Here is a 12,380-nt window from a genome sequence, read left to right as displayed (position 1 = left end):
CGTGATTGCATAGCGAGAGTGGATGTGAGCAAACGAGCCTTTAACTTCTGCGCAGGTCCCGCTGCGCTGCCTGAAGCTGTCCTGTTGCGTGCCCAGTCTGAGATGCTCGACTGGCACGGCAAGGGTCTGTCGGTCATGGAAATGAGCCATCGTAGCGACGACTATGTGGCCATTGCCGAGAAAGCCGAGCAGGACCTGCGCGACCTGCTGTCCATCCCCTCCAACTACAAAGTGCTGTTCCTGCAGGGCGGCGCGAGCCAGCAGTTCGCCGAGATTCCGCTGAACCTGTTGCCCGAGAACGGCACTGCCGACTATGTCGAAACCGGCATCTGGTCGAAGAAAGCCATCGAAGAAGCGCGTCGCTTTGGCAATATCAACGTTGCCGCCAGCGCCAAGCCTTATGACTACCTGGCCATTCCCGGTCAGAACGAGTGGAAACTGACCCCGGGTGCGTCCTATCTGCACTATGCGTCCAACGAAACCATCGGCGGCCTGCAGTTCGACTGGGTTCCCGAGGCCGGTGACGTTCCGCTGGTGGTCGACATGTCCTCCGATATCCTCTCGCGTCCGATCGATGTGTCGCAGTACGGCCTGATCTACGCCGGTGCGCAGAAGAACATCGGCCCGAGCGGTCTGGTGGTGGTGATCGTCCGTGAAGACCTGCTGGGCCGCGCCCGCAGTTCGTGCCCGACCATGCTCGATTACAAGATCTCGGCCGACAACGGTTCGATGTACAACACGCCGGCCACCTATTCCTGGTACCTCTCGGGCCTGGTCTTCGAGTGGCTGAAGGAGCAGGGCGGCGTCGCCGCGATGGAGCAGCGCAACAAGGCGAAGAAAGATCGCCTGTACGGCTTCATCGACAACAGCGACTTCTATACCAACCCGATCAGCACCAATGCCCGTTCCTGGATGAACGTACCGTTCCGCCTGGCGGATGAGCGTCTGGACAAGGCGTTCCTGGCCGGCGCTGACGCCCGCGGCCTGCTCAATCTCAAGGGGCATCGCTCGGTCGGCGGCATGCGCGCCTCGATCTACAACGCCCTGGGTCTGGACGCCGTCGAGGCTCTGGTCGGCTACATGGCTGAATTCGAGAAGGAGCATTCCTGATGTCCGAGCAGGAACTCAAGGCGCTGCGCGTTCGCATCGACAGCCTCGATGAGAAGATCCTCCAGCTGATCAGCGATCGCGCTCGCTGCGCCGAGGAGGTTGCCCGGGTCAAGATGGCCAGTCTGGCCGAAGGCGAGCAGCCGGTGTTCTATCGTCCCGAGCGCGAGGCGCAAGTCCTCAAGCGCGTGATGGAACGCAACAAGGGGCCGTTGGGCAACGAAGAGATGGCGCGGCTGTTCCGTGAAATCATGTCCTCGTGCCTGGCCCTGGAGAATCCGCTGAAAGTGGCCTATCTCGGTCCGGAAGGCACCTTTACCCAAGCGGCGGCCATGAAGCACTTCGGTCACGCGGTGATCAGCAAGCCGATGGCCGCGATCGACGAAGTGTTCCGTGAAGTGGCGGCCGGTGCGGTGAATTTTGGCGTGGTGCCGGTGGAGAACTCCACCGAAGGCGCGGTCAACCATACCCTCGACAGCTTCCTTGAGCACGACATGGTGATCTGCGGCGAAGTGGAACTGCGGATTCACCACCACCTGTTGGTCGGTGAAAACACCAAGACTGACAGCATCAGTCGTATCTATTCTCACGCCCAGTCGCTGGCCCAGTGCCGCAAGTGGCTAGATGCCCATTACCCGAATGTCGAGCGCGTGGCGGTTGCCAGCAACGCCGAAGCGGCCAAGCGGGTCAAGGGCGAATGGAATTCGGCGGCGATCGCCGGTGACATGGCGGCCGGGCTGTATGGCCTGACCCGTCTGGCGGAGAAGATCGAGGATCGCCCGGACAACTCCACGCGCTTCCTGATGATCGGTAACCAGGAAGTGCCGCCGACCGGCGACGACAAGACCTCGATCATCGTGTCCATGAGCAACAAGCCCGGCGCGCTCCACGAGCTGCTGGTGCCGTTCCATGACAACGGGATTGACCTGACCCGGATCGAAACCCGTCCGTCGCGCAGTGGCAAATGGACCTACGTGTTCTTCATCGACTTCGTCGGCCATCACCGTGATCCGCTGATCAAGGGTGTACTGGAAAAGATCAGTCAGGAAGCAGTAGCACTCAAGGTGCTGGGTTCCTACCCGAAAGCAGTTCTTTAAGGGGCGGTAGCAAATGAGTGGCAACTTCCTCGCTCTGGCACAGCCGGGCGTGCAACAACTTTCGCCATACGTGCCGGGCAAGCCCGTGGACGAACTGGCACGCGAGCTGGATCTGGATCCGGCGAGCATCGTCAAACTGGCGAGCAACGAAAACCCGTTGGGCGCCAGCCCGAAAGCGCTGGCCGCCATCCGCGAAGCGCTGGACGAACTGACCCGCTATCCGGACGGCAACGGTTTCGCGCTCAAATCCCTGCTGGCCGAGCAGTGCCGCGTCGAGCTGAACCAGGTGACTCTGGGTAACGGCTCCAACGACATTCTCGAACTGGTAGCGCGTGCCTATCTGGCGCCGGGCCTGAATGCGGTGTTCAGCGAGCACGCGTTCGCGGTCTATCCGATTGCGACCCAGGCAGTCGGTGCTCAGGCCAAGGTCGTGCCGGCCAAGGACTGGGGCCATGACTTGCCGGCGATGCTGGCCGCCATCGATGCCAACACGCGCGTGGTGTTCATTGCCAACCCGAACAATCCAACTGGTACCTGGTTCGGCGCCGAGGCGCTGGACGAGTTCCTGCAGGACGTGCCGGAGCACGTGCTGGTGGTGCTGGACGAGGCCTACATCGAATACGCCGAAGGCAGCGATCTGCCGGATGGCCTGGATTTCCTCGCGGCTTATCCGAACCTGCTGGTCTCGCGCACCTTCTCCAAGGCTTATGGCCTGGCGGCACTGCGCGTTGGCTATGGGCTGTCCACCCCGGTGGTGGCAGACGTGCTGAATCGTGTACGCCAGCCGTTCAACGTCAACAGCCTGGCCTTGGCTGCGGCCTGTGCGGCACTGAAGGACGAGGAATACCTGGCGCAGAGCCGTCAGCTCAACGAATCCGGCATGCAACAGCTGGAAGCGGGTTTTCGCGAGCTGGGTCTGAGCTGGATTCCGTCCAAGGGCAACTTTATCTGTGTCGATCTCGGTCACGTGGCGGCTCCGGTGTTCCAGGGCCTGCTGCGCGAAGGCGTGATCGTGCGTCCGGTGGCCAACTACGGCATGCCGAACCATCTGCGGGTGACCATCGGTCTGCCGGCGGAAAACAGCCGCTTCCTCGAAGCGCTGCGCAAGGTTTTGGCTCGTGGGTGATGTCACTGCGCTGCAATCTGCTGCACCTATGATCGGGCGCCTGGTGGTGGTCGGTCTGGGGTTGATCGGTGGATCGTTTGCCAAGGGCTTGCGTGAGAGCGGCGTGTGCCGCGAAGTGGTCGGGGTCGATCTCGACCCGCAATCGCGCAAGCTGGCGGTCGAGTTGGGCGTGGTGGATCGTTGCGAAGATGACCTGGTGGCGGCTTGCCAGGGCGCGGACGTGATTCAGTTGGCGGTGCCGATCCTGGCCATGGAAAAAGTGCTGGCCCGCCTGGCCGGCATGGATCTGGGTCAGGCGATCCTCACGGATGTCGGCAGCGCCAAGGGCAATGTGGTGCGCGCGGCGACCGAAGCGTTCGGCGGCATGCCGGCGCGTTTCGTGCCGGGCCATCCGATTGCCGGCTCCGAGCAGAGCGGGGTGGAAGCCTCCAACTCGGAGCTGTTTCGTCGTCACAAGGTGATTCTGACCCCGCTGGAGCAGACCGATCCGGCTGCCCTGGCGGTGGTTGATCGCTTGTGGCGCGAGCTGGGCGCCGACGTCGAGCACATGCAGGTCGAGCGTCACGATGAAGTGCTGGCCGCGACCAGTCATCTGCCGCACCTGCTGGCCTTCGGTCTGGTCGATTCGCTGGCCAAGCGCAATGAAAACCTTGAGATCTTCCGTTACGCTGCGGGTGGTTTTCGCGATTTCACAAGAATCGCCGGAAGCGACCCGGTCATGTGGCATGACATCTTTCTCGCCAACCGCGAGGCTGTCCTGCGCACACTCGATACATTTCGCAGCGACCTCGACGCCTTGCGCGACGCGGTCGATGCAGAGGATGGGCACCAATTGTTGGGCGTCTTCACGCGCGCCCGGGTTGCCCGCGAGCATTTCAGTAAAATCCTGGCCCGCAGGGCCTATGTGGACGCTATGAATTCCAACGATCTGATTTTCCTGGCTCAACCTGGTGGCCGCCTGTCCGGTCGGATTCGCGTACCGGGTGACAAATCGATTTCCCACCGTTCGATCATGCTCGGCTCCCTGGCTGATGGCGTCACCGAAGTCGAAGGCTTCCTTGAGGGCGAAGATGCCCTGGCGACCTTGCAGGCGTTTCGCGACATGGGTGTGGTCATCGAAGGCCCGCATCATGGTCGCGTGACCATCCATGGTGTCGGCCTGCATGGCCTGAAACCTGCGCCGGGCCCGATCTATCTGGGCAACTCCGGCACTTCGATGCGCCTGCTGTCCGGCCTGCTGGCCGCGCAGGACTTCGACAGCACCCTGACCGGTGATGCTTCGCTGTCCAAGCGTCCGATGAATCGCGTGGCCAACCCGCTGCGGGAAATGGGCGCCGTGATCGAAACCGCTGCCGACGGTCGTCCGCCGATGACCATTCGCGGCGGTCACAAGCTCAAAGGCCTGACCTACACCATGCCGATGGCCAGTGCTCAGGTGAAATCCTGCCTGCTGCTGGCGGGTCTGTACGCCGAAGGCAAGACCACTGTTACCGAGCCGGCACCTACCCGTGATCATACCGAGCGCATGTTGCGCGGCTTCGGCTATTCGGTGAGCGTCGACGGTGCGACGGCATCGGTCGAGTCCGGCGGCAAGCTGGCCGCGACCCAAATCGAAGTGCCAGGCGACATCTCGTCGTCGGCATTCTTCCTGGTGGCGGCGTCGATCGCCGAAGGTTCCGAGCTGGTGCTCGAGCACGTCGGCATCAACCCGACCCGCACCGGTGTGATCGACATCCTGCGTCTGATGGGCGCCGATATCACCCTGGAAAACCAGCGTGAGGTGGGTGGCGAGCCAGTAGCGGATCTTCGCGTGCGAGCAGCTAAACTCAAGGGTATCGAGATTCCGGAAGCGCTGGTTCCGCTGGCCATCGACGAATTCCCGGTACTGTTCGTGGCTGCAGCCTGTGCCGAAGGGCGCACCGTGCTGACTGGCGCCGAAGAGCTGCGGGTCAAGGAATCGGATCGTATCCAGGTCATGGCGGACGGTTTGCTGGCGCTGGGCGTCAAGTGCGAACCGACCCCGGACGGCATCATTATCGACGGCGGCCAGATCGGCGGCGGCGAAGTGCATGGTCATGGCGATCACCGTATCGCGATGGCTTTCAGCGTGGCCTCGCTGCGTGCCTCTGCACCGATCCGCATCCATGATTGCGCCAACGTCGCGACATCGTTCCCGAACTTCCTGGCGCTGTGCGCGCAGGTCGGCATTCGTGTGGCGCAAGAGGCTCAGTCGTGAACAACATTGCTCCGGTCATCACCATCGATGGGCCAAGCGGCTCGGGCAAAGGCACCGTAGCCGGGATTTTGGCCAAGCGTCTGGGCTGGAATCTGCTGGATTCCGGAGCGCTGTATCGCCTGTTGGCGTTTGCTGCGCACAACCATGGTGTCGACCTGACCAATGAAGAACTGCTGAAAAAACTCGCCGCTCATCTGGATGTGCAGTTTATTGCAGCGACCGACGGTCAGTTGCAGCGCATCATTCTGGAAGGTGATGAAGTCAGCGATGTCATCCGCACCGAGAGCGTCGGTTCCGGCGCTTCCCAGGTGGCTGCATTGCCGGCCGTGCGCGAGGCGCTGCTTCAACGCCAGCGTGCTTTCCAGGAAGCACCGGGTCTGGTGGCCGATGGTCGCGACATGGGAACGGTGGTGTTTCCGAATGCGCCTTTGAAGATTTTCCTGACCGCCAGTGCCGAGGAGCGGGCGCGCCGTCGATATTTGCAGTTGAAGGGCAAAGTCGAGGGTGTTAGTCTGTCGAGTCTGCTAGATGAGATCCGTGCGCGCGACGAGCGTGATACCCAGCGAGCGGTGGCCCCGCTCAAGCCGGCGGCCGACGCCATACAGCTGGATTCCACGGAGTTGTCCATCGATCAGGTGCTTGAACGCATCATGAGCGAGATCGCCATTCGCGATATCGCCGGGTGACCAAGAAGGCCACAGGGGACCAGTCATAGTCCTGCGGTGCTTCTTTTTAATGAAACTAACCCACATTGTCTGGGATGTGGAGATGGGCGTACTTTTTCGCCCTAATCAACAGGAATTAAAATGAGCGAAAGCTTTGCGGAACTCTTTGAAGAAAGCCTAAAGACCCTGAACCTTCAGGCAGGCTCCATCATCACCGGTGTTATCGTTGATATCGATTACCAGGCTCGCTGGGTAACCGTTCACGCTGGCTTGAAGTCCGAAGCACTGATCCCTCTGGAGCAGTTCTACAACGACGCTGGCGAACTGAACATCAACGTCGGTGACGAAGTTCACGTTGCTCTGGACTCGGTTGAAGACGGTTTCGGTGAAACCAAGCTGTCCCGTGAAAAAGCCAAGCGCGCTGAATGCTGGATCGTTCTGGAAGCAGCCTTCGCAGCTGAGGAAGTGGTCAAGGGCGTTATCAACGGTAAGGTTAAAGGCGGCTTCACTGTCGACGTTAACGGCATCCGTGCGTTCCTGCCAGGTTCCCTGGTTGACGTCCGTCCAGTGCGCGACACCACGCATCTGGAAGGCAAAGAGCTGGAATTCAAGGTCATCAAGCTGGACCAGAAGCGCAACAACGTTGTCGTTTCCCGTCGCAGCGTCCTGGAAGCCGAGAACTCCGCCGAGCGTGAAGCTCTGCTGGAATCCCTGCAGGAAGGCCAGCAAGTCAAAGGTATCGTCAAAAACCTCACCGATTACGGCGCATTCGTCGATCTGGGTGGCGTGGACGGCCTGCTGCACATCACCGACATGGCGTGGAAGCGTATCAAGCACCCTTCCGAAATCGTCAATGTTGGCGACGAGATCGACGTCAAGGTTCTGAAGTACGATCGCGAGCGCAATCGTGTTTCCCTGGGCCTGAAGCAACTGGGCGAAGATCCATGGGTTGCTATCAAAGCCCGTTACCCAGAAAGCACTCGCGTTACCGCTCGTGTAACCAACCTGACCGACTACGGCTGCTTCGCTGAGCTGGAAGAAGGCGTTGAAGGTCTGGTACACGTTTCGGAAATGGACTGGACCAACAAGAACATCCACCCTTCGAAAGTCGTACAAGTCGGCGACGAAGTGGAAGTTATGGTTCTGGACATCGACGAAGAGCGTCGTCGTATCTCCCTGGGCATCAAGCAGTGCAAGTCGAACCCATGGGAAGACTTCTCTGGCCAGTTCAACAAGGGCGACAAGATCTCCGGCACCATCAAGTCGATCACCGATTTCGGTATCTTCATTGGTCTGGACGGCGGCATCGACGGTCTGGTTCACCTGTCCGACATCTCCTGGAACGAAGTGGGCGAAGAAGCCGTACGTCGTTTCAAGAAGGGCGACGAGCTGGACACCGTTATCCTGTCGGTTGACCCGGAGCGTGAGCGTATCTCCCTGGGTATCAAGCAGCTGGAAAGCGATCCGTTCTCCGAGTACGTCTCGGTTAACGACAAAGGCGCAATCGTTACTGGCACCGTGAAAGAAGTTGACGCCAAAGGCGCCATCATCGTTCTGGCCGACGATATCGAAGCGACTCTGAAAGCCTCCGAAATCAGCCGTGACCGCGTTGAAGACGCGCGCAACGTTCTGAAAGAAGGCCAGCAAGTAGAAGCCAAGATCATCAGCGTTGATCGCAAGAGCCGCGTAATCCAGCTCTCGATCAAGTCGAAAGATGATGCTGAAGAGAAAGAAGCCATCCAGAGCCTGAAAGCAGCTCCGGAAGGTGAAGCAGCTGACACCACCATGGCGGCACTGCTGCGTCAAGCAATGGCCAAACAGAACTGAGTTCTGTCTGATCATTAAAAAGGGCGACTTCGGTCGCCCTTTTTTGTGCCTGCGATTCAGTGGTCGGTCAGGGGTGTGGTGCGCCAGCGAAACCAATCGAGTTTCTAAGTGGTCTGTTTCTTTATTGGGATCAATCGCCTGTTAGCAGCTAGGCTTGGTTTGAGATCGCAGTAGTCGGGCTGCCGGCCTGGCATAAGGAAATGAATGAACAAGCTGATTGTCTTGATGGGTGCACTGGCATTGGCCGGTTGCGTCACAAATGCAAAGACTCACGCGGCGCGTGGAGTCAGCGGTATCGAAGTTGATTGCTCCGGTCTGGGGTCTGGCTGGGAGAAGTGTCAAAAGCGCGCGGCAAAGGAGTGTAAGGGGGCGGGCTATAAGGTTGTTACTCGATCCGATGATGCGAAGGATGAGGATGGGTTTCCGTTCGGCTTCAATCCTGCAGGGTTCGTGACTCGAACCATGCTGGTGATTTGTCGTTAGGTTCGGGCTGATCTGTCCGGAGTGGTTGGGTGTCCGGAAAACAGGCCTTTCGATGCGGTGAAAGATATGTCAACCCCTGGGCTGTTCAAATTCTTCCGGGCGTGCTAAAACCTTTCAAGCGCTGATCTAGCTGCTTGAAAAAGAAGGGAAAAATATGACGAAGTCGGAGTTGATCGAACGAATTGTCACCCATCAAGGGCTGCTCTCATCGAAGGATGTGGAGTTGGCCATCAAGACTATGCTTGAGCAAATGTCCCAATGTCTGGCCACTGGCGATCGCATCGAGATCCGTGGTTTTGGCAGCTTTTCCCTGCACTATCGCGCACCGCGCGTGGGGCGTAATCCAAAGACAGGTCAGTCTGTCAGTCTCGACGGCAAGTTCGTTCCGCATTTCAAGCCTGGAAAAGAGCTGCGTGATCGAGTGAATGACGAAGAGGAGGAGGGGGTTTGACGGCCGCTATCAAACCGGGAGTTGCTTATGCGTAACTTCAAGCGCCTGTTTCTGGGTATTTTCATTCTTTTACTTGTGTTGGTGATTCTGGCTTTTGTCCTTGAGAATCAGCAATCGGTTTCCCTGTTGTTTCTCGGGTGGTCGGGGCCTGCACTTCCAGTGTCCTTGATAGTCGTCACGGCGTTGCTCGTCGGTATGCTGATCGGGCCGATCCTGGGGTGGCTTCTTGGACGTTCGTCCAGAATTCTGAGAAAGCCTCTGGTATAGAGCTGATTGCAGCGGGGCGTTTGTCGAATTGCTCCGTCGCATGGCTTTATCCATTAGTAAAACGTTAATTAAGCTGTAAAATGCATCCCTTGTTCGATAGTGGCTTGACCCCGCATCGATTCAGACTGACTTTGACAGAGGCCGTATCTTTGACGGCTTTTGCATTCATGGATTAGACAGCGCTCGTTTGGGAGCGCAGTCCGCAGCTCAAGGGTATGGTTTCGCGTGAAAATTCTAGTTACCGGCGGCGCCGGGTTTATCGGCTCGGCTGTCATCCGTCACATCATTTCCAACACTAACGACGCTGTCGTCAACGTCGATAAGCTGACTTACGCCGGTAACCTGGAGTCGCTGGCCGAGGTGAGTCAGAACTCGCGTTATGCGTTTGAGCGCGTCGATATCTGCGATCGCGAGCAGATCGACCGTGTTCTGCGTGAGCATCAGCCGGATGCCATCATGCATCTCGCGGCCGAGTCCCACGTTGATCGCTCGATTTCCGGCCCTTCGGAGTTCATCCAGACCAATATCATCGGTACTTACACGTTGCTTGAGGCTGCGCGCCACTATTGGGCAGCGTTGGATGATGCGCGCAAGGCTGCTTTCCGTTTTCATCATATTTCTACGGATGAGGTTTACGGCGACCTGGAAGGTCCAGAGGATCTCTTTACCGAAACTACCCCGTATCAGCCAAGTTCGCCGTACTCGGCCAGCAAGGCCAGCTCTGATCACCTGGTTCGTGCCTGGGCCCGTACGTACGGTCTGCCGACCCTGGTTACCAACTGCTCGAACAACTATGGCCCTTGCCACTTCCCGGAGAAACTGATCCCGCTGATCATTCTCAATGCGCTGGAAGGCAAGCCTTTGCCGGTTTATGGCAAGGGTAATCAGGTTCGAGACTGGCTGTATGTCGAGGATCATGCCCGCGCCCTGTACAAGGTCGTGACTGAAGGCGTTATCGGCGAGACCTATAACATCGGCGGTCATAACGAAAAGCAAAACATCGAAGTGGTGAACACTTTGTGTGCTCTGCTCGACGAGTTGCGTCCTGATTCCCTGCATCGTCCTCATGCCAAGCTGATCACTTACGTTCAGGATCGTCCGGGCCATGACCAGCGCTACGCGATCGATGCGAGCAAAATCCAGCGGGAGCTGGGCTGGACCCCGGAAGAAACCTTTGATTCCGGCATCCGCAAGACCGTTGAGTGGTACTTGAACAACTCTGAGTGGGTGGAGCACGTCAAGAGCGGCAGCTATCAGCAGTGGATCGATCAGAATTATTCGGATCGCTCGAATCAGGCATGAAGATTCTTCTGCTGGGTAAGAATGGGCAGGTGGGGTGGGAGCTGCAACGCTCACTTGCTCCGCTTGGCGAGCTGATTGCGCTGGATCGGCAGACGATTGACGGCTTGTGCGGTGATCTGGCAAACCTGTCGGCCTTGCGTGACACCATCGATCAGGTCCGGCCGGATGTGATCGTCAATGCAGCCGCCTACAATGCGGTTGACAAGGCGGAGTCGGAATCCGAGCTGGCTCTGCGGGTCAACGGTCAGGCGATCCAGGTGATGGCCGAAGAGGCTGTGCGCCTGGGGGCCTGGCTCGTTCACTATTCCACGGACTATGTGTTTGACGGCAAGGGTCAGACGCCATGGCAGGAAAGCGATGTTCCCGCGCCGTTGAATCGCTATGGCGAAAGCAAGCTTGCTGGAGAGATGGCGATCCAGGCGTCGGGGTGCAAGCACCTGATTTTTCGCACCAGTTGGGTTTTTGCAGCGCGAGGCCAGAACTTTGCCAAGACCATGTTGCGTCTGGCAAGGGAGCGTCAAGAGCTGAATGTCATCAATGACCAGGTGGGGGCGCCGACCGGTGCTGAACTGATCGCTGATGTCACCGCCCTTGCGCTGCAGCAAGCGTTGACCCGGCCTGAGCTGGCGGGTTTGTATCATCTGGCCGCCGCAGGGGAGGTTTCCTGGCACGGTTACGCCCGGCATGTGCTTGATTTTGCCAAGGCCAGCGGTGAAGAGCTGGCTGTTCAGGTGATCAATCCGATCGATGCCGTCGCCTACCCGACTCCCGCTCGTCGTCCGCTGAATTCGCGATTGAATACTCAGAAACTGCGCACCAATTTTTCTCTACACTTGCCGGACTGGCAAAGTGGTGTAACTCGAATGCTTAGGGAAGTTCTAAACAAATGATAACGACAAATCGTAAAGGCATCATCCTCGCCGGCGGATCGGGCACTCGCCTGCACCCGCTTACTCTGGGTGTGTCCAAGCAGATGCTGCCGATTTACGACAAGCCGATGATCTTCTATCCGCTGTCGGTGCTGATGCTTGCGGGCATGCGCGAAATCCTGATCATTTCCACTCCGGAAGATCTGCCGAACTTCAAAAAATTGCTCGGTGACGGCAGCTTGTACGGCATCAAGCTGACCTATGCGGAACAACCTAGCCCGGATGGTCTGGCGCAAGCGTTCATCATCGGCGAAGAGTTCATCGGCAAGGACCCTTGCTGCCTGATTCTGGGTGACAACATCTTCTACGGCCAGCATTTCTCGGACAACCTGCGCTCTGCCAGTTCGCAGCAGTCCGGTGCTACCGTGTTCGGTTACCACGTATCCGATCCAGAGCGCTTCGGTGTGGTCGAATTCGATGAAACGGGTCGGGCGCTGAGCATTGAAGAGAAACCGTTGAAGCCGAAGTCCAACTACGCGGTGACGGGGCTGTATTTCTACGACAATCAGGTTGTCGAGATCGCCAAGAATATCAAGCCGTCCGAGCGTGGCGAGCTGGAAATTACCGATGTGAACAGCGCCTATCTCAATCAGAAGTCGCTCAACGTCGAGATGCTTGGTCGTGGATTCGCCTGGCTTGATACCGGTACTCACGACTCGTTGCTGGAAGCCAGTCACTTCGTGCATACCATCGAGCAGCGTCAGGGCTTGAAAGTGGCGTGCCTGGAAGAGATTGCCTACAACAACAAATGGATCACTGCCGAGCAGTTGAAGGCTCAGGCGGATGCACTGAAGAAAACAGGTTACGGCCAGTATTTGCAGAAACTGCTGGACTCGCCTTCTCGCTGATTTGAAAGCGAAGAGCTTTCAATCGATGCGTACAAATGCTGC

Annotated in this window: 12 protein-coding genes; all 12 read left to right on the top strand. The window is 58.4% G+C overall.

The features are described 5' to 3' along the window. The first annotated feature begins 24 nt into the window (after positions 1-24). The 12 genes from serC to rfbA all read left to right on the top strand — a co-directional run bounded on the left by serC (position 25) and on the right by rfbA (position 12,338). The gene (gene serC, locus NE357_RS20415; RefSeq protein WP_169431380.1) at positions 25-1,110 is read left to right on the top strand and encodes a 3-phosphoserine/phosphohydroxythreonine transaminase; all 1,086 of its coding nucleotides are present in this window, start codon (positions 25-27) and stop codon (positions 1,108-1,110) included. Then, positions 1,110-2,204 (top strand): prephenate dehydratase, encoded by a 1,095-nt coding sequence (gene pheA, locus NE357_RS20410; RefSeq protein WP_169431379.1) that lies wholly within the window; start codon positions 1,110-1,112, stop codon positions 2,202-2,204. The genes serC and pheA overlap by 1 nt, the downstream gene beginning before the upstream one ends. Before the next feature lie 13 nt (positions 2,205-2,217). After that, positions 2,218-3,330, top strand: a complete 1,113-nt coding sequence (gene hisC / locus NE357_RS20405; protein WP_169431378.1) for a histidinol-phosphate transaminase — start codon at positions 2,218-2,220, stop codon at positions 3,328-3,330. Positions 3,331-3,358: 28 nt separating this feature from the next. Continuing rightward, positions 3,359-5,566, top strand: a complete 2,208-nt coding sequence (locus NE357_RS20400) for a bifunctional prephenate dehydrogenase/3-phosphoshikimate 1-carboxyvinyltransferase (RefSeq protein WP_249314445.1) — start codon at positions 3,359-3,361, stop codon at positions 5,564-5,566. Then, the gene (gene cmk, locus NE357_RS20395) at positions 5,563-6,252 is read left to right on the top strand and encodes a (d)CMP kinase (RefSeq protein ID WP_011335369.1); all 690 of its coding nucleotides are present in this window, start codon (positions 5,563-5,565) and stop codon (positions 6,250-6,252) included. The genes NE357_RS20400 and cmk overlap by 4 nt, the downstream gene beginning before the upstream one ends. Positions 6,253-6,372: 120 nt before the next feature. Beyond that, positions 6,373-8,058 (top strand): 30S ribosomal protein S1, encoded by a 1,686-nt coding sequence (rpsA, locus tag NE357_RS20390; protein WP_007950918.1) that lies wholly within the window; start codon positions 6,373-6,375, stop codon positions 8,056-8,058. 204 nt (positions 8,059-8,262) lie between these two features. After that, the gene (locus NE357_RS20385) at positions 8,263-8,541 is read left to right on the top strand and encodes a hypothetical protein (RefSeq protein ID WP_169431376.1); all 279 of its coding nucleotides are present in this window, start codon (positions 8,263-8,265) and stop codon (positions 8,539-8,541) included. A 154-nt stretch (positions 8,542-8,695) separates the two neighbouring features. After that, entirely contained in the window at positions 8,696-8,992 is a 297-nt protein-coding gene (gene ihfB, locus NE357_RS20380) for an integration host factor subunit beta (RefSeq protein WP_169431375.1), read from the top strand. A gap of 27 nt (positions 8,993-9,019) precedes the next feature. Continuing rightward, the gene (locus tag NE357_RS20375; protein ID WP_169431374.1) at positions 9,020-9,259 is read left to right on the top strand and encodes a lipopolysaccharide assembly protein LapA domain-containing protein; all 240 of its coding nucleotides are present in this window, start codon (positions 9,020-9,022) and stop codon (positions 9,257-9,259) included. A 225-nt stretch (positions 9,260-9,484) separates the two neighbouring features. Then, entirely contained in the window at positions 9,485-10,561 is a 1,077-nt protein-coding gene (rfbB, locus tag NE357_RS20370) for a dTDP-glucose 4,6-dehydratase (RefSeq protein WP_169431373.1), read from the top strand. Next, positions 10,558-11,451, top strand: coding sequence for a dTDP-4-dehydrorhamnose reductase (gene rfbD / locus NE357_RS20365; protein WP_169431372.1), 894 nt, complete (start codon positions 10,558-10,560; stop codon positions 11,449-11,451). Before rfbB ends, rfbD begins: the two co-directional genes overlap by 4 nt. Further along, positions 11,448-12,338, top strand: coding sequence for a glucose-1-phosphate thymidylyltransferase RfbA (gene rfbA / locus NE357_RS20360; RefSeq protein ID WP_169431371.1), 891 nt, complete (start codon positions 11,448-11,450; stop codon positions 12,336-12,338). Before rfbD ends, rfbA begins: the two co-directional genes overlap by 4 nt. Positions 12,339-12,380: the final 42 nt, after the last annotated feature.

The sequence above is a fragment of the Pseudomonas sp. G7(2022) genome (assembly GCF_052660475.1).
Note: the sequence above shows the minus strand (reverse complement) of the source record. Positions and strands in the feature narration are given on the sequence as shown.